The organism is Pseudomyxococcus flavus, from assembly GCF_050038885.1.
Taxonomy (GTDB): Bacteria; Myxococcota; Myxococcia; order Myxococcales; family Myxococcaceae; genus Myxococcus; species Myxococcus flavus.
Genome location: NZ_CP143624.1, coordinates 2328093 through 2349617 on the forward strand (window position 1 = coordinate 2328093; position 21525 = coordinate 2349617).

General features: G+C 71.2%; 21 protein-coding genes. 13 read left to right on the forward strand and 8 right to left on the reverse strand.

Features of this window, described 5'->3' with window-relative positions; genetic code table 11:
* The first annotated feature begins 66 nt into the window (after positions 1-66).
* The 3 genes from VZL07_RS09760 to nagZ all read left to right on the forward strand — a co-directional run bounded on the left by VZL07_RS09760 (position 67) and on the right by nagZ (position 3142).
* A complete protein-coding gene (locus VZL07_RS09760) occupies positions 67-1566 on the forward strand; it encodes an RAD55 family ATPase (RefSeq protein ID WP_426755176.1) in 1500 nt (499 codons plus the stop codon).
* Between the two features lie 2 nt (positions 1567-1568).
* A complete protein-coding gene (locus tag VZL07_RS09765; RefSeq protein WP_426755178.1) occupies positions 1569-1934 on the forward strand; it encodes a response regulator in 366 nt (121 codons plus the stop codon).
* Positions 1935-2077: 143 nt separating this feature from the next.
* Positions 2078-3142 carry a beta-N-acetylhexosaminidase gene (gene nagZ / locus VZL07_RS09770; protein WP_426757271.1) on the forward strand — a complete coding sequence of 355 codons (1065 nt, stop codon included), beginning with the start codon at positions 2078-2080 and terminating at the stop codon, positions 3140-3142.
* Positions 3143-3219: 77 nt separating this feature from the next.
* Here nagZ and VZL07_RS09775 read toward each other — a convergent pair whose 3' ends face one another.
* The 3 genes from VZL07_RS09775 to VZL07_RS09785 form a co-directional block, all read right to left on the reverse strand.
* Positions 3220-3711 (reverse strand): hypothetical protein, encoded by a 492-nt coding sequence (locus VZL07_RS09775; protein WP_426755180.1) that lies wholly within the window; start codon positions 3709-3711, stop codon positions 3220-3222.
* A 103-nt stretch (positions 3712-3814) separates the two neighbouring features.
* Positions 3815-4654, reverse strand: a complete 840-nt coding sequence (bcp, locus tag VZL07_RS09780; RefSeq protein WP_426755182.1) for a thioredoxin-dependent thiol peroxidase — start codon at positions 4652-4654, stop codon at positions 3815-3817.
* Positions 4655-4816: 162 nt separating this feature from the next.
* Complete coding sequence (locus VZL07_RS09785; protein ID WP_426757272.1) at positions 4817-5329, reverse strand: hypothetical protein; 513 nt, start codon at positions 5327-5329, stop codon at positions 4817-4819.
* Between the two features lie 67 nt (positions 5330-5396).
* Here VZL07_RS09785 and VZL07_RS09790 point away from each other — a divergent pair, with 67 nt between their 5' ends.
* Positions 5397-6044, forward strand: a complete 648-nt coding sequence (locus tag VZL07_RS09790; protein WP_426755184.1) for a hypothetical protein — start codon at positions 5397-5399, stop codon at positions 6042-6044.
* Positions 6045-6089: 45 nt separating this feature from the next.
* Here VZL07_RS09790 and VZL07_RS09795 read toward each other — a convergent pair whose 3' ends face one another.
* The gene (locus VZL07_RS09795; RefSeq protein ID WP_426755186.1) at positions 6090-7409 is read right to left on the reverse strand and encodes a response regulator; all 1320 of its coding nucleotides are present in this window, start codon (positions 7407-7409) and stop codon (positions 6090-6092) included.
* A gap of 114 nt (positions 7410-7523) precedes the next feature.
* On the opposite strand from VZL07_RS09795, the gene VZL07_RS09800 reads away from it, so the two are divergent.
* The 6 genes from VZL07_RS09800 (at position 7524) to VZL07_RS09825 (ending at position 13311) form a co-directional block, all read left to right on the forward strand.
* Entirely contained in the window at positions 7524-7886 is a 363-nt protein-coding gene (locus VZL07_RS09800) for an MXAN_6627.5 family MYXO-CTERM protein (RefSeq protein WP_426755188.1), read from the forward strand.
* 10 nt (positions 7887-7896) lie between these two features.
* Positions 7897-8940, forward strand: coding sequence for a methyltransferase (locus VZL07_RS09805; protein ID WP_426755190.1), 1044 nt, complete (start codon positions 7897-7899; stop codon positions 8938-8940).
* A gap of 111 nt (positions 8941-9051) precedes the next feature.
* The gene (locus tag VZL07_RS09810) at positions 9052-10497 is read left to right on the forward strand and encodes a UbiA family prenyltransferase (protein ID WP_426755192.1); all 1446 of its coding nucleotides are present in this window, start codon (positions 9052-9054) and stop codon (positions 10495-10497) included.
* A gap of 13 nt (positions 10498-10510) precedes the next feature.
* Positions 10511-11905, forward strand: a complete 1395-nt coding sequence (locus tag VZL07_RS09815; protein ID WP_426755194.1) for an FAD-binding oxidoreductase — start codon at positions 10511-10513, stop codon at positions 11903-11905.
* 24 nt (positions 11906-11929) lie between these two features.
* Entirely contained in the window at positions 11930-12667 is a 738-nt protein-coding gene (locus tag VZL07_RS09820) for an SDR family oxidoreductase (protein WP_426755196.1), read from the forward strand.
* Between the two features lie 56 nt (positions 12668-12723).
* The gene (locus tag VZL07_RS09825; protein ID WP_426755198.1) at positions 12724-13311 is read left to right on the forward strand and encodes a Uma2 family endonuclease; all 588 of its coding nucleotides are present in this window, start codon (positions 12724-12726) and stop codon (positions 13309-13311) included.
* Here the strand turns inward: VZL07_RS09825 and VZL07_RS09830 are convergent.
* Positions 13308-14411 carry an aldo/keto reductase gene (locus tag VZL07_RS09830; RefSeq protein ID WP_426755199.1) on the reverse strand — a complete coding sequence of 368 codons (1104 nt, stop codon included), beginning with the start codon at positions 14409-14411 and terminating at the stop codon, positions 13308-13310. The two genes, VZL07_RS09825 and VZL07_RS09830, sit on opposite strands and share 4 nt — an antisense overlap.
* Positions 14412-14501: 90 nt before the next feature.
* Here VZL07_RS09830 and VZL07_RS09835 point away from each other — a divergent pair, with 90 nt between their 5' ends.
* Positions 14502-15404: a LysR family transcriptional regulator gene (locus VZL07_RS09835; RefSeq protein WP_426755201.1), complete on the forward strand. Its 903-nt coding sequence runs from the start codon at positions 14502-14504 to the stop codon at positions 15402-15404.
* A 142-nt stretch (positions 15405-15546) separates the two neighbouring features.
* Positions 15547-16845 (forward strand): DoxX family protein, encoded by a 1299-nt coding sequence (locus VZL07_RS09840; protein WP_426755203.1) that lies wholly within the window; start codon positions 15547-15549, stop codon positions 16843-16845.
* A 1-nt stretch (position 16846) separates the two neighbouring features.
* On the opposite strand, the gene VZL07_RS09845 is transcribed toward VZL07_RS09840, so the two are convergent.
* Positions 16847-17911 carry an MBL fold metallo-hydrolase gene (locus tag VZL07_RS09845; RefSeq protein WP_426755205.1) on the reverse strand — a complete coding sequence of 355 codons (1065 nt, stop codon included), beginning with the start codon at positions 17909-17911 and terminating at the stop codon, positions 16847-16849.
* A gap of 181 nt (positions 17912-18092) precedes the next feature.
* On the opposite strand from VZL07_RS09845, the gene VZL07_RS09850 reads away from it, so the two are divergent.
* A complete protein-coding gene (locus VZL07_RS09850; RefSeq protein WP_426755207.1) occupies positions 18093-18557 on the forward strand; it encodes a hypothetical protein in 465 nt (154 codons plus the stop codon).
* On the opposite strand, the gene VZL07_RS09855 is transcribed toward VZL07_RS09850, so the two are convergent.
* Both VZL07_RS09855 and VZL07_RS09860 read right to left on the reverse strand, forming a co-directional pair.
* Positions 18457-19554: an NAD(P)/FAD-dependent oxidoreductase gene (locus VZL07_RS09855; protein ID WP_426755209.1), complete on the reverse strand. Its 1098-nt coding sequence runs from the start codon at positions 19552-19554 to the stop codon at positions 18457-18459. The two genes, VZL07_RS09850 and VZL07_RS09855, sit on opposite strands and share 101 nt — an antisense overlap.
* Positions 19555-19669: 115 nt before the next feature.
* Positions 19670-21454, reverse strand: a complete 1785-nt coding sequence (locus tag VZL07_RS09860; protein WP_426757273.1) for a fatty acyl-AMP ligase — start codon at positions 21452-21454, stop codon at positions 19670-19672.
* Between the last annotated feature and the right edge of the window lie 71 nt (positions 21455-21525).

A 21525-nucleotide genomic window follows, 5' to 3' on the forward strand; every position in this document is an offset into this window, starting at 1 on the left:
GAGCGCTTTGCTCCAATCATTCCAGCGGGGCCATACCCGGGCCGGGCCCAGGAAAGGGAACGCGAGATGACCGATAGCACTCCACGCATGCCGGAACGGATTCCCACAGGCATCCCAGGCCTCGACACCGTGCTGCACGGCGGTCTGCGCAAGGCCCGCACCTACATGCTGATGGGACTGCCGGGCTCCGGGAAGACCATCTTCGCCAACCAGCTGTGCTTCCACCACGCGAGCCGTCAGGGCGGGCGCGTGCTGTACCTGACGCTGCTGGCCGAGTCCCACACGGAGCTGGTCGGCAACCTCAGCTCGCTGTCCTTCTTCGACTCCACCCTCCTGCCCAACGCCATCACCTACCTGAGCGCCTTCACGGTGCTGGAGCAGGGGGGGCTGGACGCGCTGGCGGAGCTCATCCGCAGGGAGACCAAGGCCCACCAGGCCACGCTGCTCGTCCTGGACGGACTGGTCGCGGCGGAGGAGGTGGCGCCCTCCCAGCAGGCCATCAAGAAGTTCATCCACGGGCTCCAGGTGGTGACGGGGCTCATGGGCTGCACGACGTTGATTCTCACCACGGGCCGGGGGCAGGGCCTGCGCGCCGAGCACACCATGGTGGACGGGCTGCTGCTGCTCCGGCAGCGGATGTTCGGCGTGCGCGCGGTGCGCGAGCTGTTCGTGCGCAAGTTCCGGGGCAGCCCCTATCTGCTCGGCAAGCACAGCTTCGACATCACCCAGGACGGCATCGTCATCTACCCCCGCCTGGAGACGCTCGCGCAGTCGGGCCCGCCGCCGCGACCGCACCTCGAGGGCAAATGCGCCGTGGGCGTGGCCGGCCTGGACACCATGCTGCACGGGGGCGTGGCCCGGGGGTCGACGACCATCCTCCTGGGGCCGTCCGGCAGCGGGAAGACGCTGCTGGGACTGAACTTCCTCGCGGAGGGCGCCCGCCAGGGCGAGCGCGTGCACTACTTCGCCTTCTACGACTCTCCCGAGCGGATGGTGACGCAGGCGGCGGGCATCGGGCTGGACCTGAAGCCCTTCATCGACCGGGGGGACTTCGAGGTCAGCTTCCGGCCTCCCACCGAGAACCTGCTGGACAAGCTCGGCGTCCAGTTGCTGGACGTCATCCGGACGCACGGCGTGCGCCGGCTCTTCCTGGACGGCTACGACGCGCTCCGCAGGGCGGCCGTCCGGCAGGCCCGCGTGTCCCGCTTCCTGGCCGCGCTGGTCAACGAGTGCCGCATGCGCGGCGTGACGTTGATGTACTCCGTCGAAACCTCTTCTTCGTTCGGCCTGGAGGTGATGTTCCCGATGAAGGGCATCTCCATGGTGGCGGAGAACATCCTCTTCCTGCGCCAGGTCGAGCTGGACTCCCAGCTGCGCCGCTTCGTCACGGTGTTGAAGCTGCGCAACAGCAAGCACGACCCGGCCTTGCGTGAGCTGCACATCCGTCCGCAAGGGATGGAGGTGGCAGGCGCCTTCGACAACGTCGAGATGATGATGACCGGCCTTCCGCGGACGACCGCGCGGCTCGGGCCCCCGCATCCCGACAGCAGGCGCCAGGGGAAGTAGTCATGGGGCCCATCCTCATCGTCGATGACGAATTCGGCATCGTCGAAGCCATGCGAGACCTCTTGAGCGACGAGGGCTACCGGACGGCCATCGCGCTCAACGGGAAGGAGGCCCTGGAGCGCATGTCCGAGGAGCGCCCCTGCATGGTGCTGCTCGACTACATGATGCCGGTGATGAACGGCCCCGCGCTGCTGGAGGCCATGGAGCGCAGCGCCGTGCTGCGGGACATCCCGGTGGTGATGATGAGCGCCAGCCCCCCGGACTACTGGAAGGACCTGCGCTGCGCCGCCTTCCTGCCCAAGCCCTTCTCCCTGACCGAGCTGCTGGCCATCGTGAAGCGCTTCGCCCAGGGCGCCATCCTCCAGTAGCGAGCCCCTCGGGCCCACGGCCTGACAGGCAGCCGACACGCCCGGGGCAAACGGCGTTCCCCCCGAGCATCCCCGGCCCCGCTTCTGCCAGACTGTGTGCCGTGACGACCTCCGCCCTCTACCGCGACTGCGCCCGCCTCTTCATGGTGGGCTTCCCCGGCACCGACATCGACAGTGAGCTCGCCGCGCTGATGGATGACGGCATCTACGGGGCCATCCTCTTCAAGCGCAACGTGGGCACCGCCGCGGACACGGCCGCGCTATGCCATGCCCTGAAAGCACGCGCGGGCCGGCCCTTCATCCTGTCGGTGGACCAGGAGGGTGGACGCGTGGCCCGGCTCCGCGGCGCGCCCTTCACCCCGCTGCCGCCCATGCGCGAGCTGGGACAGCGCGGCGACGCGGCCCTGGTGGAGCGGGTGGGCCAGCTGCTGGCGTACGAGCTGCGGGCGCTGGGCTTCGACTGGGACTTCGCGCCGGTGCTGGACGTGGACACCAACCCGGCCAACCCCGTCATCGGTGACCGCAGCTTCAGCCGCGAGGCGGAGGAGGTGGCGCGGCTGGGCGTGGCGCTCGCGCGCGGCCTGGAGGCCGGTGGCGTGGCCTCGTGTGGCAAGCACTTCCCCGGACACGGCGACACCACCACGGACAGCCACCTGACGCTGCCACGGCTGGCGCACACCCTGGAGCGGCTGCGCAGTGTGGAGCTGGTGCCCTTCCGCGCCTTCGCCCAGGCGGGCCTGGCGTCGCTGATGACGGCGCACGTGCTCTTCGACGCGCTGGACCCGGGCGTGCCCGCCACCATGAGCCCGCGCGTGCTCCAGGGCGTGCTGCGCGAGGAGCTGGGCTTCGACGGGGTGCTCGTCAGCGATGACCTGGAGATGAAGGCCATCGCCGGCCACTACTCCGTGGAGGAGGCCACGGTGCAGGGCACGCTCGCGGGCGTGGACCTGTTCCTGGTGTGCCACCGCGCGGACGTGCAGCGGCGGGCCATCGAGGCGCTGGTGAAGGCGGTGGAGTCCGGACGCGTCCCGCGCGAGCGGATTGCCCAGGCCCATCGCCGGCTCGACGCGCTCAGCGCCCGCTTCGCGCACCCCGCGGAGGACCGGCTCGCCACGCTGGGCAACGACGCGCACCGCGCGCTCGCCATGGGGCTCGACAGCGCCTTCGCGGGCCGGGACCCGACCGAGGTGATGCTGGCCTCCCGCTGAGACGCGGGCGGCCTGGCTGCTCCCGGGCGTATCCACCGGGAGCAGCCGAGGGCGCGCCGGGCGCCCCCGTCAGGCCTTCAGCGGATGTAGGGGCCGCTGCGGTCCTGCCAGCCCAGCGGGGCGTAGCCGCTGTAGTGGCCGCTCCGCCTGCCACCGAGCGCCGCGCCGTCCTCGCCGCCCAGGCCATGGGCCGCGGGCGAGTACGCCGCGCCACCCTCGGCGGCATACCGGTCCTGCATCATGTTCCCGGCGTCGTCCAGGAGGGACCGGCCCTGCGTGCCGTCCTTCTGCGCCGTGCGCGGGTCGATGCTGGAGCCAATCTGGGCGATGGTGCCGTTGTAGCCGCGGTTCGAGGGCATCGTCCAAGGCGGCAGCGCCGCGTTGGTGTTGCCACCCTCCATGTTCTTCATGGCCTCGGCCTGGTCGCCGCGCTGGGCGACGAAGCTGCCCCGCGGCTCATCCGGCTGACGCCCTCCCGTCTCCGGCAAGGGGCCACAGCCCACGGCCAGAACCGTGCCCGCCGCCAACGCCACCGCCGAACCCCACCGCCGAAAATTCCGCTCGCGCATGTCGACTCCTCCGAGTCCCTTCAATCTGGTTGCTGCTGCTTCCCGAAGATGGGCACGCCGGGCGTGCAGACCACGGGGTGACCCCGCGTCCCCCATATAGCCCTCAGCGGCGGGTCCGGGCAGCCTTCTTCGACGCCGGGGCCTTCCGGCCCGTGGAGGGCTTCTTCGCCGCCGCAGAAGCCTTCTTGGCGGCGGGCTTCCTCCCCGCGAGGGCCTTCTTCGCCACCGAGGCGGCCTTCTTGGCGGTGGGCTTCTTCGCCGCCGCAGAAGCCTTCTTGGCGGCGGGCTTCTTCCCGGCCGGGATCTTCTTCGCCGCCGCGCTCTTGCCCGCCGGGACCTTCTTCGCTGAAGCGCTCTTCCCCGCCGGGGCCTTCTTCGCTGAAGCGCTCTTGCCCGCCGGGGCCTTCCTGGCGGCGGCCACCTTCTTGCCGGCCGGAGCCTTCTTCCCGGCGCCTTCCGGCGTCTCCGCGGCCTCGGCCAGCGCGCCACCCTTCAGCGCGGCCAGCACCTCGGCGACGTGGCCGTTCACCTTCACCTTGGGCCACACGTGCTTCACCACGCCGTCAGGGCCGATGAGGAAGGTCGCGCGGGTGATGCCCAGGAACTTGCGGCCGTAGAGCGACTTCTCGCCCCAGACGCCGTAGGCCTCGCACAGCGCGTGGTCCACGTCCGCCAGCAGCGGGAAGGGCAGGTTGAACTTGGTGGCGAACTTCCGGTGACGCTCGGTGCTGTCCGCGGACACGCCCAGCACCACCGCGCCAGCGGCCTCCAGCGCCGAGTGCTCGTCGCGGAAGCCGCAGGCCTCCACGGTGCAACCCGGGGTGTCATCCTTCGGATAGAAGTAGAGGACGACGCTGCGGCCCGCGAACTGCGCGAGCGACACCGTGTTTCCGTCCTGGTCGGGGAGCTGGAAGGCGGGGGCCTTGTCACCTGCTTGGGGCATGGGCATGCGGGCTCATTAGCCACAAAGCCCGCGCCACTCAACGCCCACGCACAGCGCCCACTCCGCCCGGCGCCTCCGACGGCCCCGGCTCCCCCGCAGTGGTATTGGCACCGCCTGCCCGGCGGGTGGCGATGCGCCTCCAGCCGGGTCGCCTCCATTCCGCTAGTGCTGCGCCTCCGCCGGGGCCGGGTGAAGCTCCCCGCCGTGGTCATGGCCATGCTCGCCCGGCGGGTGGCTGTGCGCCTCCAGCTTGACCAGCTCCTTGCGGCACTCCGCCAGCGCCTGGCGCAGGGGCTCGCGGCCGGGCCCCTCGGGCGTCTGGCCCAGCCGGATGGCCAGGGCCTCGCAGGCGGCGCGCTTGGCGTCCACCTCCGACGTCCCGGGGCCCGTGGCGCCGGGCGTGGCCAGGGGCCGCGGGGGCAGCTTCCCCCGCACACCCCGGATGGCGGCGAGGTGCCGTTCCGCCTCCGGGCGGGCCTTGGAGTCCTTGGGAATCGCCTCGAAGGCGGCGATGACGGAGTCCCAGGCCGGGTCCCTGGGGGACACGCGGCGGTCGATGAGCTCGCGGTAGGACGCCTCGGCGTCCCGGAGCTGGTCGGGCCCCTTGTCGCACCCAGGCGACAGAAGCAGACAGAGCGCGAGCGGCATGACGGCGAACAGCCGTCGGGTGGTCATCCTCATGAAGGGTAGGTTCTCCTCTCCTGCTGGCCTCCCGATTGAAGCACGGGTAGGGTGCCGCGTCGTGCAGCCCATTCTCCTCGCCTTCCTGCTCGGTCTGTCCCAAGGCATGCTCCACGCCGTGGGCCCGGACCACTGCGCCGCCATGGCCACCCTCGGAACCCTGGGGGGAGGCCGGCGCCGCGCCGCCATCGCCACCGCCGTGCGCTTCGCCCTGGGCCACGCGGCCATGCTGGGCGGCATCGCCGCGGTCTGCATCCTGGCGGGCGTGGGCCTCTCGGAGACCTTCGAGCGCTGGGCCGAGATTTTCGGCGGCGCCGTGCTGGTGTCCCTCGCGGTGGCCGCCCTGCTGTTCCCCAGCAGCCTGAGCCACGGCCACCCCCACCTGCCCGGCCACGCCAGGGAGCCGCACCAGCACGTCCACACGGTGAGCACCACCGCCGGCGCGCTGATGGCCGTCAGCGGCGTGCGCTCGCTGCTGCTCGCCCTGCCGCCGCTGCTGGTGGGTGGCAGCATGAGCGTGGCCGCGTGGATGTACCTGCCCGGCTTCGCGCTGGGCATCCTCATCGGCATGGGCGTGGTGGGCCTGATTTTCGCGGAGGGCATCGCCCGCCTCAACGCGCAAATCACCCTCTGGGTGCAGCGCGTGGTGGCCGTGGGCTCCGCCGCGCTGGGCCTGTTCTGGATTGGCTCGCGCCTGGTCGGCGGCTGAAGCCCCGGACGGGGTGCCCCGCCATCCGGTGGCGGGGCGTGGCGCCTACGAGCGCTTGTCGAGGATGCCCAGCGACATCATCGACACCAGGAAGCCGTAGACGACGTGCTCGGGGCGGTTGGCGAAGGCCAGCAGCTCCGCCACGGTGCGGTTGCCGTCCACCTTCGGCAGCAGCTCCGCCTCCCACCGCTCCAGCTCCACTTCGTTGAGCTGGTACGCCGGGGCCACGGCGGGGATGAGCCGGTCCTCCGGCTGGAGCAGGCGGCGCAGCCGCTCCGGCTTGTAGAGCTTCTTGATGCCCCGGACGATGAGGTTGGCGGGGTGGACGTCCAGCTTGATGGACTCCGAGCTCGCCTTCTCCTTGAAGCTCAGCACGTAGGTGCCTTCCTCCCAGGCGAAGAGCGAGTAGATGACGGCCTTCACCTGCTGGCCCACGTAGTAGAGCCGCTCGGTGTCCTTGAGCAGCCCGCGCTCCACCAGCACGTCGCCGGTGCGGCGGTTGGACTGCGCGGCCACCGCCGACGCGTCCTGGAGCTGCTCCGGCTTGATTTTGCCGACGCGCACGAGGAACTGGCCGAAGCGGTCCGCGAGCAGGTTGGAGAGGGCGAACACCGGCGTGCCCTTCTCGAAGTAGACGACCTTCTTCACCTTGCCCTTCTGCACGCCCAGCTCCCCCGTCTCGCGGGAGAGATAGAAGGCGGTCAGCAGCGAGGGCAGGTTGTCCTTCAGCTCGCCGCGGCGGCTGCCCGGCGTCCCCGCGGGAGGCGGGTCCGGCGGACGGCCCGGCGTGGGCGGACGCACCTGCGTGGCCGACACCTTCTGCATGGGGCTGGCCGTGAGGTTGGCGCCGCGAATCTCCGCCGTGATGTTGCCGCCGCCCGTCACCTTGATGCGGCCGGTCAGCTCCATGGCGTCCTGCGGGCCTTCCTCCTCCACGTCGATGTCCAGCTCCACCTCGAAGGCGTCCTGGAGCGAGCTGGCCGCCGGACCGGGCTTCTCCGGAGGCAGCACCTTGGTCATCGCCTCCAGCAGCTTCTGGGCCTCGAAGGGCTTCTCGAAGTAACCGGCGGCCTGGTACTTCGTGCGCGCCTCCACGGCGTGCTTGCCACCCTTGAAGACACCCGTGATGAAGAGGAGCGGGAGCTGGGGGTTGTCCTTCCGCAGCGCGTCCGCGAGGTGGTAGCCCATCATGTCGGGCAAGAGGATGTCGAGCACGGCGGCCGCGGGCGCCTGGGCCTTGGCCAGCTCCAGCGCCTGCTTGCCGCGGCTCGCGCCAATGACCTCATAGCCCGCCTCCTCGAAGAGCTGCGTGAGGAGGGACAACAGCTCCTGATTGTCATCGACGACGAGGATTCGGGGTGCCATCGCGGGGCGTACCGTACCAGATGCCGCAGGAAGGGTCAGACAATCTGCCCCCGGGTGCTCCTGGCACCGCGATGGATGCATCCGCCCCTCCAGGCGGTTAGGGTGTCGGCGCCGATGTCCCCCGCCCCGATTGCCCTCCGCTCCCGCCTGCGTGGCCTGCTGGCCTGCCTCCCCCTCCTGCTGCCCGTGGGGGCCCTGGCCCAATCCGATGGAGGGCTCGACGCGGGCCTCCCGGACGCCTCGGTGGGGGAAGGCGGCGCGGACCGGGACAACCCCGAGGGGGATGACAATACAGGCAGGGTGAATACCTCTTGCCGTAGCACCCGGGACTGCTCCCCCCGCTTCTCCTGCGACAACGGATTCTGCCGGTACACTGGCGTGCGCCAGGTGGACCAGCAAGGCTGTGTGCTCGGTGCCCAGGCCGCGCTCGTCATCGTGGGCCTGGCCGCCGTGGGCGGGTACAGGCGCAGGCGTTAGGAGCGCATGCATGAGGCTGGGGCTCAAGGCGGACAACCTGCTGGAGCGCGTGGCGGACTGGCTCAACCTGGCCCCACAGCCGGTGGCCCATGCCTTCTTCGGGATGATGGCGGCGCGCACGCTGATGGCCGGCGTGCGGCTGGGCATCTACGAGGCGCTGACGGACGGCCCCCTGTCGGCGGAGACGCTGGCGGCGCGGCTGAAGCTGTCCCAGGAAGGGACCCGGACGCTGCTGGAGGCGCTGATCGCGTGCGAGGCGGTGGAGCGCCAGCGCGGCGGGCGCTACCGGCTGGCCCCCCGCGCCCGGCGCTGGCTGGACCCGCGCTCGCCCCGCTACATCGGCGCCTTCCTCGAGTTCAACTACGCGCAGTGGGAGTGGTGGAACGGGCTGGAGGGCGTGGTCCGCACCGGTGAGGCGGTGGACATCCACGGCTTCGCCCCGGACGACGCGCGCTGGCGCGACTACATCCACGCCATGCACCAGCTCGCGCGGCTGGCGGCGCCCGAGGTCGTGGCGGCCATCCCCCTGCCCCGCGGGGCGAAGCATGTGTTGGACCTGGGCGGTGCCCACGGCTGGTTCGCCGCCGAGCTGTGCCTGCGCAACCGGGGCCTGAAGGCCACGGTGCTGGACCTGGAGGGCAGCGCCCGCGTGGGCCGCGAAATCATCGCCTCCGCGGGGCTCACCCACCTCGTCACCCACCGCGAGGGCGACATCCTCACCGCGGAGCTGGGCGGCCCGTACGACGGGGTGATGCTCTTCCAGGTGATGCACCACCTGTCGCCCGCGCAGAACGTGGCCCTCCTGCGGCGCGTGCGCGCCTCGCTGACCCCCAAGGGGACGCTGGCGGTGCTGGAGTACCTGCGCGAGGACGTGGACGCGCCCGCCAGCGCGGCGCCCCTGATTGGCCTGCACTACTTCCTCACCTCCGGCGCCGCCGCCTACACGCCCGCCGAGGTGGAGGGCTTCCTGGACGATGCGGGCTTCCGCATCGAGCACAGCCGCCCCATCCGGCACCTCCCGCTGCAGACGCTCCTGGTCGCCCGGATGGATTGAGCGTTCACCCGGCCGCTGTCCGGGCGGGCCAGCCATGACGCGGCTTGCCAGGGCGAGCGCCGTCTGGGCTACCCTGCCCGCCCTTCGATGGCCTCCGTCAATTCGCTGCCCATGCTTCCTCAAACACCCCTTCCCGAGGACTCCCCGGACGTCCCGCTCGCCGTCGACCTCGACGGGACGCTGGTGCGCACGGACACGCTGCACGAGAACCTGCTCGTCCTCTTCAAGCGCGCGCCGTGGCTGCTGCTGCTGGCGCCGCTGTGGGTGCTCAAGGGCAAGGCCTTCTTCAAGGAAGAGGTGGCCCGGCGCGCGACCCTGGACGCGACGAGCCTGCCCTACCACGAGGAGCTGCTGGCCTGGCTGCACGAGGAGAAGGCCCGGGGCCGCCGGCTGGTGCTGGCCACCGCCGCGGACCGGCGCATCGCCGACGCGGTGGCCGCGCACCTGGGAATCTTCTCCGACGTCGTCGCTAGCGAGGCGGGGGTGAACCTCTCCGGCGCGCGCAAGCTGGCGAAGCTGAAGGAGCGCCTGGGCACCTTCGACTACGCGGGCAACGACACGGTGGACCTGCCCCTGTGGCGCGAGTGCCGCCGCGTCGTGGTGGTCCACGCGCCCGCCGGCGTGTTGAAGCAGGCGCAGGGGCTGGGCCGCGACGTCCACCGCGTCTTCGAGCGCCCGCGCGGCAGCCTCCGCGTCTGGGTGAAGGCGCTGCGCGTGCACCAGTGGGCGAAGAACGCGCTCGTCTTCGTGCCGCTGCTGGCGGCCCACAAGGCCACCGATGCCGCCATGCTGCTCCAGGCGGTGCTGGGCTTCGCCGCCTTCAGCCTGTGCGCCTCCAGCGTGTACGTGCTGAACGACCTGCTGGACCTGGACTCGGACCGGCGGCACCCGACGAAGAAGAAGCGCCCCTTCGCGGCCTGCACGCTGCCGGTGAGCACCGGCGTGGTGATGGCGCCGCTGTTGCTGCTGGCCGGCGCGGCGGTGTGCGTGCTGCTGCCGCCCGCCTTCGCGGCCCTGCTGGGCGCCTACTACGTGCTGACGCTGGCCTACTCGCTGCGGCTGAAGCAGGTGGTGATGCTGGACGTGCTGGTGCTGGCCGGGCTGTACACGGTGCGCATCTTCGGCGGCGCGCTGGCGGTGGACGTGCCCACGTCGAGCTGGCTGATGATGTTCAGCATGTTCATCTTCCTCTCGCTCGCGCTGGTGAAGCGGCTGAGCGAGGTGCGGCGGCTGCGGCTCTCCAACGAGACGTCCGCCCACGGGCGCGGCTACCTGGCCCAGGACTACGAGCAGCTCGCCAGCCTGGGCGCGGCCTCGGGACAGGTGTCCGTGCTGGTGCTGGCGCTCTACATCACCTCCGACGAGGTGACGGCGCTGTACTCCCACCCGGAGCGGCTGTGGCTCATCTGCCCGGTGATGCTGTACTGGGTGGGCCGGGTGTGGCTGCTGGCCCACCGCGGGCTGGTGAACGAGGACCCGCTCGTCTTCGCCCTGAGGGACCGGGTGAGCTACGCGGTGGGCCTCGTGTGCGCGTTGGTGCTATGGGCCGCCACGTGAGAGGTCTGGCGCGATGAAGTCACGGGAGTCCTGGGGACGCTATCCCCGAGTCGAGCAGCAGGCGCACGCCCTGGTGTGGCGCACGGACGGGTTGCCCCAGAAGGAAGGCACGCTGCTGCCCCATGGCCTGGGGCGCAGCTACGGCGACTCGTGTCTGAATGCGGGGGGCACGCTGCTGCTGACCTCCGGGTTGGACCGCTTCATCGCCTTCGACCCGGCCACCGGCGTGGTGCGCTGCGAGGCGGGCGTGTCGCTGGACACGATTCTGCGCCTGGCGGCCCCGCGCGGCTGGTTCCTGCCGGTGACGCCGGGCACGAAGTTCGTGACGGTGGGCGGCGCCATCGCCAACGACGTGCACGGGAAGAACCACCACCGGGGCGGCACCTTCGGCCGCTACGTGCGGCGCTTCGAGCTGGTGCGCTCGGACGGCAGCCGCCGGGTGTGCGCGCCGGACGAGAACCCGGACTGGTACGGCGCCACGATTGGCGGCCTGGGCCTCACCGGCCTCATCACCTGGGCGGAGGTGCAGCTCAGGCCCATCAGCAATCCCTACGTGCTCCAGGAGACGGTGCCCTTCGGCAACCTGGACGGCTTCCTCGACGTGGCCCGCGCGTCCGAGAAGGACTACGAGTTCACCATGGCCTGGGTGGACTGCCTGGCCCGGGGGAAGAAGCTGGGGCGCGGCCTGCTGTACCGGGGCAACTTCGCGCCGCCGCAGTTCGACGGGCTGCCGCTGGCCCGGAGCCACCTGTCCCACGGCGTGGGGCTGGCGGTGCCCATGGACATGCCGGCCTTCTGCCTCAACCGGCTGTCGGTGTCCGCCTTCAACTGGCTCTACTACCACCGGCAGAACGGCAAGCCGAAGCAGCGGCTGACGCACTACGACCCGTTCTTCTATCCGCTGGACGCCATCTACGGCTGGAACCGGATTTATGGCCGGCGCGGCTTCCTCCAGTTCCAGTGCGTGGTGCCCTACGCCACCGCGCGCGACGCGCTGAGGGAAATCCTGGAGCGCAGCTCGCGCGGCGGACTGCCCAGCTTCCTCTCCGTGCTGAAGACCTTCGGCGACATCCCCTCGCCAGGGTGGATGTCCTTCCCGCGCGAGGGCGTGACGCTGGCCATGGACTTCGCCAACCGCGGCGAGAAGACGTGGAAGCTGGTGGAGGATTTGGACCGGCTGACGCGCCAGGCGGGCGGCGCGGTGTACCCGGCGAAGGACGCGCGGATGAGCCCGGAGAACTTCGCGGCGTACTTCCCGCAGCGCGAGCGCTTCCTGCAGTACGTCGACCCGTCGTTCTCCTCGTCGTTCTGGCGGCGGGTGAACCCGGTGTCCCTGCCCTTCTCCCTGGCCGCGGAGCGGGGCGCGTCGGCGTCCCCGCCGCCGCAGTCCCTGCTTGCCATCCGCTGACCTTCTTTCCGAGATTCGCTCCCCATGAAGAAAGTGCTCGTCCTCGGCGCCACCAGCGCCATTGCCCAGGCGACGGTGCGGCTCTTGGCCGCGCGCGGAGCCTCGCTGTACCTCACCGGCCGCAACGCGGAGAACCTGGACGCGGTGACGAAGGACGCCGCCACGCGCGGCGCGGCGAAGGTGGCGTCGCAGGTGGTGGACCTGAACGACTTCGACAGCCACGAGGGGCTGGTGGAGGCCGCGTACACGGCGCTGGACGGGCTGGACGGCGTGGTGCTGGCGCACGGCGTGCTGGGTGACCAGGCGGAGGCGCAGCGCTCCTGGGCGGCCACGGAGGCGGTGCTGCGCACCAACTTCCTGAGCGCGGTGTCCCTGCTGACGGTGCTGGCCAACCGCTTCGAGGCGCAGAAGGCCGGCACGCTGGTGGTGATTTCGTCGGTGGCGGGCGACCGCGGCCGGCAGAGCAACTACGTGTACGGCGCGTCGAAGGGCGCGCTCAACGTGTTCCTCCAGGGCCTGCGCAACCGGCTGGCGAGGTCCAACGTGGCGGTGGTGACGGTGAAGCCGGGCTTCGTCGACACGCCGATGACGGCGCACCTGCCGAAGAACAAGCTCTTCGCCTCGCCGGAGAAGGTGGCGCGCGGCCTGCTGAGCGCCGCGGACGCGCGGAAGAACGAAGTCTACGTCCCCGGCATCTGGGCGCTCATCATGCTCATCATCCGGACCATTCCGGAGGCCATGTTCAAGCGCATGAAGCTCTGAGCGCGCTCGCCCCGGCGCGGCTTGTCAGAGGCCGCTGACATCCCCACACTCCAGGCATGGCCTACGGCGCGCGAAAGCAGGACGGTCCCGCAACGCTTGCCGACCTCCAGGCACTGCCGGAGGGCGTCGTGGGCGAAATCATCGATGGGACGCTGTACACGCATGCCCGTCCTGGCGGCGGGCATGTCTATTTCGGGCTGAGGTTGTTTGGCGAGCTGGATGGCCCCTTCCAGCTCGGAGGCAATGGACCCGGCGGCTGGTGGCTCATGGTCGAGCCCGGCGTCCAGGTCGAAGGCTCACCGGAGTTCGTCCCGGACCTCGCGGGCTGGCGGCGCGAGCGCGTGCCGTCGCTGCCCGGGAAGCAGTGGACCGCGGTGCCGGACTGGGCCTGCGAAATCCTCTCGCCCTCCACGCGCGGCTACGACCAGCGCATCAAGCGCCCCTTCTACGCGCGCATCGGCATCCAGCACCTGTGGTTCATCGACCTGGAGGTCCGGACGCTCTCGGTGCACCGGCTCGTCGGCGGCCGGTGGACCGAGCTGGGCATCTACGGAGAAGAGGACGCGCTCGTCCGCGTGGAGCCCTTCGAGGACGTGGAGCTGCGGCTGGGCTGGCTCTGGCAGTCCATCCGTGACAGCCGTTAGCGCCGGAACCAGGCGGGCTCGGCGCGCACCGTCGTGCCTCCGGTGAACATGCCCTGCGAATAGAAGGCCTCCTCGAAGAAGTGGTACGGGTGCACGCGCTCCGGGCGGCTGGCGGCCTCGAGCCGCGCCGCCAGCTCGGGCGGAATCTGGACGTCGAGCGCGTGGAGGTTGGCCTCGAGCTGCTCCACCCGCGTCGCGCCGATAATCGTGGAGCCCACGCCGGGGCGGCGCGTCACCCACGCGAGCGCCACCTGCGCCGGCGGCCGGTCCAGCTGCCGCGCCACGTCCACCAGCACGTCGACGATGTCCCAGTTGCGCGCCGTGAAGAGCTTCTCGTTGGCCGGGTGGCCCCCGGTCTGGATGGAAGGCAGCCGCCCCTCTCCCTTCGCCAGCACGCCCTCGCGCGTGTACTTGCCCGTCAACAAGCCCGCGGCCAGCGGCGCCCACGGCGTCACCGCCGCGCCCAGCGCCAGCGCCGCGGGGATGTGCTCACGCTCGATGTTGCGCTCCACCAGCGAATACTCCAGCTGCAGCGCGGAGATGGGCTCCCACCCGTCCCGCTCCGCCAGCGTCTGCGCTCGCGCGAAGTACCAGGCTGGCACGTCCGACAGGCCCAGGTAGCGCACCTTGCCCTCCCGCACGAGGTCCGTGAGCGTGCGCATCACCTCCTCGACGGGCGTCAGGCCATCCCACGCGTGGAGCCAGTACAGGTCCACGTAGTCCGTCTTCAGCCGGCGCAGCGAGCCCTCCAGCGCGCGGTAGATGTTCTTCCGCCCGTTGCCTCCCGAGTTCGGGTCCCCGGGCGAGGCGCTGATGGTGAACTTCGTGGCGATGACGGCCCTGTCCCTGCCGCCGTGCCGCGCGAAGTACTCGCCGATGATCTGCTCGCTGCTGCCGTTCGTGTACCCATCCGCCGTGTCCAGGAAGTTGCCGCCCGCCTCCAGGTAGCGGGCCAGCATGCGGTGCGACGCCTCCTCCGGGACGCCCCAGCCCCACTCCGTGCCGAACGTCATCGTCCCCAGACAGAGCGGGCTCACCCGCAGTCCCGAGCGTCCCAGCAGGTGATACTGCGCCAGCGAATCAACGCGGTTCGTCGTCATGCGTGCCTCCGTGAAGGCCTTCACAGTGCAGCGCGGACACCGGACGCAGTAGAGGCAGAAGCCGCACAGACTCTTTAGAATGGCTTCACAATGGCGCTGACTCCGCTCAATGAACTGGCCGTGTTCCTCACCGTAGCACGGCGGGGGAGCTTCACCGGCGCGGCGAAGGAGCTCGGCGTCTCCACGTCGGCGGTGAGCCAGACGGTGCGGCAGCTCGAGGAACGGGTGGGCAAGGCGCTGCTGACCCGCACCACGCGCAGCGTGGCGCTCACGGATGCCGGGCGGAAGCTCCACGAGCAGGCCGCGCCCGGCGTCCAGACGGCGCTCGCGGCGCTGGAGCATGTCGCCGCACGGGACACCCAGGTGACGGGCACGCTGCGCCTCTCAGTGCCCTCCTTCGCGGTGCCCATCATCCTGGAGCCCGTGCTGCCCCGCCTGCTGGAGCTGCACCCGCACCTGCGCGTCGACGCGCGCGTGTCCAACCGCTTCGTCGACATCGTCTCCGAAGGGCTCGACGCCGGCATCCGGCTGATGGAATCCGTGGCCAAGGACATGGTGCAGGTCCGCCTGACGCCGGCGTTCCGCTTCGTCATCGTGGCCTCACCCGATTACGTGAAGCGGCACGGACGGCCCACCCGCCCGGAGGACCTGGCGAAGCATGCCTGCATCGGCTACCGCGCCCCTTCCACCGGGCTGCCCTACCACTGGGAGCTGGAGCGCGGCCGGCGCGTGATGCGCGTTCCCGTCACCGGCCCCCTGGTGTCGAACCACACGCGCCTCAACGCCGCCATGGCCGTGGCGGGCATGGGACTCACCTACGTCGCCGAGCCCGAGGTCGCCCCGCTGCTGCACAGTGGCGCGCTGGTGCCCGTGCTGGAGGACTGGGCGCCCACCGTGCCCGGCCTCTTCCTCTACTACCCACACCGCGCTCGAATCTCGCGCCCCCTGCGCGCCTTCATCGACGTGGCGAAGCAGGTGCTGCCCCAGCGGTGACGCGGCGCGCGCCCCGGTGCGACAGGGGGGACTGGCGCCTACCTCGCGCTCTCTGGATAAGCTGGCAGGTCAGCCCATTATGAGCGCCACCGCCCCACTGTCCTCCGTTCCCGAGCCACAGCCCTCCGCTCCCGAAGCGAGCGTGACGCCACCCGCCCCCGCCCGGGAAGCGTGGAGCCTCGCGCGGCGGCTCGCGTTCCGCTTCACCTTCGCCTACCTCCTCCTCTACTCCGCGCCCTTCCCCCTGGACCTCATTCCGGTCCTGGGTGACTTCGTCACCGACCTCTTCGACGGGCTCTGGAAGGCCGTGGTGCCGTGGGTGGGCAAGCACGTGCTGCGGCTGGCCACGGACATCAACGTGATGCCCAATGGCAGCGGCGACACCACGTTCAACTACGTGCAGGTGCTGCTGTTCTTCGTCGTCGCCGTGGGGGTGACGGCGGTCTGGTCCTACCTCGACCGGCGCCGCACCGAGTATGTGAAGGCCCACGACGTGCTGCGCACGCTGGTGCGCTACACGCTCGCCATGGCCATGCTGTCCTACGGGCTGGCCAAGCTCTTCAAGTCGCAGTTCCCCTTCCCCGAACCGGCGCGGCTGATGCAGCCCCTGGGAGACTTCTCCCCCATGGGCCTGCTGTGGACCTTCATGGGGTACTCGAAGGGCTACAACCTCTTCACCGGCGGCGCGGAGTTCCTCGGCGGCTGCCTGCTGCTCTTCCGGCGGACGACGACGCTGGGCGCGCTCGTCACCGCGGGCGTCATGGTCAACGTGGTGGCGCTGAACTTCTTCTACGACGTCCCCGTCAAGCTCTTCTCGTCCCACCTGCTGCTGATGGCGCTGTTCCTGGTGCTGCCCGACGCCCGGCGACTGCTCGACGTCCTGCTGCTCAACCGCGCCACGCAGCCGCGCCCGCTGCAGCCGCCGTTCTCGCCTTCGCGCTGGCTGTTCGGGGCCGGGCTCGCGATGAAGCTCCTGGCGGTGGGCGGCATCGTCTACGGGTTCACCGGCACGCGGATGGACTACATCCGCAAGTACGGAGACGACGCGCCACGGCCCCCGTTCTACGGCTACTACACCGTCGAGTCCTTCACCCAGGACGGGCAGCTCCTGGACGCCGCGTCCGGAGATGCCCGGCGGTGGAAGGCGGTGGCCGTCAACCGCTTCGGCCGGCTGAACATCAAGCGCCTGGACGACACCATGACGTCCTACGGGCTGGAAGAGGACGCATCGAAGAAGACGCTCACCCTCCTCGACGGGCGGGACGACACCGCGAAGAAGTTCGTCCTCACCTACGCGCGGCCCGAGCCGAACCAGCTCGTCCTCCAGGGCACGCTCCAGGACGCCGCCATCGAGGTCCGCCTCACGCGGGTGGACGAGTCCAAGTTCCTCCTGCTCTCCCGGGGCTTCAACTGGATTCAGGAGTACCCCTACAACCGGTGACTCAGTCCAGCGCGGGCACGTCGCGTCCCTCGCCGAAGGCCAGGGCCCAGAAGCGCGGGCGCTTGGGCTCGCGCGCCAGCAGCCACAGCAGGTGGTACTTCGCCTCGTCCTGGCCATCCAGCGCGAGCGCGAAGGTGCCGTAGTGCATGGCCACCGACGTGGCCGAGCGCAGCACCTTGTGCGCCTGGAGGGCCTCCACCGGCCCCATGTGGACGGGCCGGAAGGCGGTGGGCCGGTACGCGCCAATGGGCAACACCGACAGCCGCATGGGCCCGAAGCGCTCGGCCATCATCGCGAAGTGGGGACCGAAGCCCGTGTCTCCCGCGAAGAACACCGGCCCGCCGGACGTGGAGACGACGTAGCCCGCCCAGAGCGTCGCCGCGTTGTCCGTGAGCCCGCGGTTGGAGCGGTGCTGCGCCGGCACGGCCGTCACCGTCTGGCCCGGCGCCACCTCGGTGGACTGCCACCAGTCCAGCTCCTCCACGCGCTGGAAGCCCTCGTCGTCCAGGAGCGCCTTGTTGCCCAGGCCCACGATGAAGCGCGGGCGGTGCGCCGCCTCCAGACGCCGCAGCGTGGGCAGGTCCATGTGGTCGTAGTGGTTGTGGCTCACCACCACCACGTCGATGGGCGGCAGGTCCTCGAAGCGGATGCCCGGTGGCCGCACGCGCCTGGGGCCAATGAAGGACACCGGGCTGGGGCGGTCCGAATAGATGGGGTCCGTCAGCACGTTGAGCCCGTCCGCCTGGATGAGCACGGTGGCGTGGTTGATGAACGTCACCCGGAGCTGTCCGGGTCCCACGCGCTCCGGCGGCGGCTTGCCGGGCGGGAACTCCTCGTAGTCCCGCCACGGGCCGCGAGGCCCCTTTCGCAGCGCCTGGAAGACCTCATCCGGGCTCAGCCGCTTCACGGGCTCAATGTTGTGGAACCGCTCACCGTCGAAGTGGTCCGTCACCGGCCCTTGATGACGAGGGCCCGCGAAGAGGCAGCCTCCGAGCCACGGCGCTGACAGCAGCAGCGCCAGCGTCAGCAGCTTCGACAGGGGCCGGGAAGGGCGGTCCAGGGACATGGGTGCGGCACTCCATCCAGACAGTTCCAGGGAAGACGCCCGCGCGGCCCGGGCCCGTGTCCCCGTCTTGGCCCGGCAGTGGACCGGGTTTGAGCTCATTCGGCAACCGGGAACGCGCGCCGAGGGCGTCACGCGGCGGTGACGGCCCGAGGAACAGCTGCACCGGCTCGCGCGGTGCTACGTGCACTTCGCCGTCGAGCCCCCCTCGCACTTCCGCGTCATGTACAGCCAGACGTGGGACGACGCGGAGAAGTACCCCGAGGTCCACGCCGCGGGCTCGAGCAGCTACCGGCGGCTGCTCCAGTGGGCCGAGGCCGCGCACGTCGCCATGGGTGGCACGGAGGACCGCGAGACGCTGGCGCTCACCGCCTGGGCCTCTGGGTCCACGGGCTGGCGTCGCTCTGGAACGAGGGCTCCCTCCGCAAGAAGACGGGAAGCAGCTCCATCGAGCCGCTGCTGGAGCGCTCCGCCACCTTCTTCAGCCGGCTGTTGGCCAATGCCATCAAGCCCCAGCGCCGCTCACGCTGACACGGCGCGCGCCGCGCTCACGCCACGATGCCGTGCAGGATGCGCTCGAACAGCCAGGGCGTCTTGCCCAGCAGCCGCACCACGGGCCGGCGCAGCCAGGGCCGGCGCGCCAGCATGAGCAGCGCGCCCGTGGACCAGGAGTACTTGCGGAAGACGCGCTGGAAGCACGCTTCATAGGGCAGCAAGACCTCTTGTGAAGCGCCGCGCGCGAGCGCGTCCGGCAGCAGGTTGCCCAGGGACTCCGCGCACACGAAGGCCAGCGACATGCCCTCGCCGGTGATGGCGTCCACGTAGCCCGCCGCGTCGCCCACCAGCGCGAAGCGGTCCGCGATTCGCGTCCGGGCCACCCGTGCCAGCGGCCCCGCGCCGCGCGGCTGGGAGTCCGGCGCCGCGCCCGCGAACCGCTCCGCCAGCCGAGGGAAGCGGGCCAGCAGCGCGTCGAAGCTCACCCGGCCCTCCACCGCACCGTCCTCCCAGAGGAAGGCCACGCCCACGCGCTTCACCCCCGTGGGCGTCACGTAGGCCTCCACGCCGGGCGCGAAGTGAATCTCCACGTAGGGCGTCCATGGCGCGACCTGGAAGTGCCGGCGCAGGCCGAAGCGGCGCGGCCCCACGGGCTCCATCTCCAGGCCTTCCGCGCGGCGCAGCGGCGACGCGAGCCCGTCCGCCGCCACCAGCATCGAGGCCTCCACCGGACCCTCGGCCGTCTGGAGCACCATGCCGTCCCCGCTGCGCCGGTGCGATAGCACCTGCGTGCGCTCGCGCAGCTCCACGCCCACGGTGCGCGCCCGCGAAACCAGCGCCGAGGCCAGGGCCACGCGCCGCACGCCCAGCGCGCCCCTGCCCGGGAACAGGCCTTCCGCCGTGCTTCCGTCCTCCTGGACGTAGCGGACGCCAACAAAGGGATAGCTGCCCTGCGCGTCCAGCAATGGCAGCACGCCCAGCCGCTCCAGCACCGCCATTCCTGGCGACAGCAGCCCCTCGCCACAGGCCTTGTCCACGGGCGCGCTGGAGCGCTCCAGCACCACGGTGTTCAACCCTCGCATCGTGGTGGTGATGGCCACTGCCAGCCCCGCGGGCCCACCTCCCACCACGGCGACGTCATACCGCTTCACGGCGTGGACTCCTCCCCTGCGCGACTTTCAGCCCAATAACACCTGACATGGACTTACCGGAAGAGCCGGGTATCCGGGCACCTGGTCATGCAAGCCATTGGCGCCCGGGAAGGCGTCACGTCTCGCGCTCCGCACGCACCATCGCCAGCGCGCTCTTGGCCATCTCCACGGCGAGGCCCACCGCCCCCACGCGCTTCGGCGGCGCCAGCTCGCCCGCGAGGTAGCGCCGCAGCGCCTCGGCGCGGCGCAGCTTGCCGCTGGACGTGCGCGGCAGCGTCCCCGGCTCCAGCAGGCGCACGGTGTGCGGACGCACGCCCGTGGCCTCCACAACGACCGCGCGGATGCGCTCCTCGACACCGGCATCCGCCTCCGGCCCCGCGCGCTCGGCGAGGATGAGCAGCGCCTCGTCTCCGCTGCCCTCGGGCGTGAAGCCCAGCGCCACCGCGCAGCCGGTACGCACGCCCTCCACGCCCTGCAGCGGCTCCTCGAAGGCCTGGGGCGCGTGGTTGGCGCCGCGGATGATGACCACGTCCTTCGCGCGCCCCGTGAGGTACAGCTCCCCGTCCGCGAGGAAGCCCAGGTCGCCCGTGTCCAGCCACCTGTCCCGCGACAGCACCCGGTCGGTGGCCTGGGCATCCGCGAAGTAGCCGACCATCAGCGACGGCCCTCGCGCGAAGACCCGCCCCACCCGCCGCTCCGGGAGCGCCTCGCCCGACTCGCCGCGCACCTCCACCTCGAAGCCCGCGACGGGCATGCCCACGCTGACCAGCTCGCGCGCGCCCTCTTCCGCGCGTCCCTCTCGTGCGAGCAGCCCCGCGTCCACCCCCAGCATGCGCGGGCCGCGTCCCTCCGGCGGGAAGGTGACGGCGAGCGACGCCTCCGACAGGCCATACACCGGGCGCAGCGCCCGCGCGGAGAAGCCCCATCGCTCGAAGCGCTGGGCGAAGCGGTGAAGGGTGTCCGAGGACACGGGCTCCGCGCCATTGAGCGCATGCTTCCAGGACGACAGGTCCACGCCTTCCAGCTCCTCGTCCTTCACCCGCTTCAGGCACAGCCCGTAGGCGAAGTTGGGCGCGGGGGAGATGTAGCCCTGGTGCCGGGACAGCGCGCGCAGCCACAGCGCGGGCCTCGCGAGGAAGACCTCGGGAGGAATCAGCACCAGGTGGCCGGGGTAGTACACCGCCGACAGCAGGCAGCCGATGAGCCCCATGTCGTGGTACAGCGGCAGCCAGCTCACCCCCACGCGGGGGACGCCCTCCCCCAGGGGCATGGCCACCTCCAGCGCGGACACCTGCGCCAGCAGCGCCTCGTGCGTCAGCGCCACCGGCTTCGGGTCCACCGTGGAGCCCGACGAGAACTGGATGAGCCCCAGCGCGTCCGGCCGCACCGCGACCTCCCGCGCGTCGTCCCCCCGCGCGACGGAATCCACCGTGTGGCAGCCGAGGCGAGGCCGCGCCCGCTCCACGCTCGGCCCCAGGAGCAACCGCACCCTGGCATCCGTCAGCACCATCACCGCGCCCGTCACCTGGAGCATCCGCGAGGTGGACCGGTGATACTCCTCCAGCCGCCCCAATCGCACCGGCGGGTACAGCGGCACCGGCACCGCGCCCACGAGCAACGTGCCGAAGAAGGCATCCATGAAGGCCGGCGACGTGGGCAGCAGCAGCGCCACCCGGTCGCCTTCGCTCACGCCCAGCCGCGCCAGGCCCGCGGCGGTGCGCCGGGCCCGCGCGTACACGTCCGCCCAGGACAGCGACACCTCGCGCTCGGCCGCGTCCACGAAGGTGAGCCCCAGCGGCGAGGTGCGCGCGGTCGCCGCGAGCGTCGCGTTCACCGTGGCGTGTCTCGGCGCCGGAAGCGCGGGGCCCTTCACCCGCGCGGCCCCGGCGCCCGACGTCATCGCGGCGGCCCGTCCCGTTCCCACATCCGCCGCCAGCTCGCGTCCCACGCCGGCTCCCGCAGCCGCGTCCG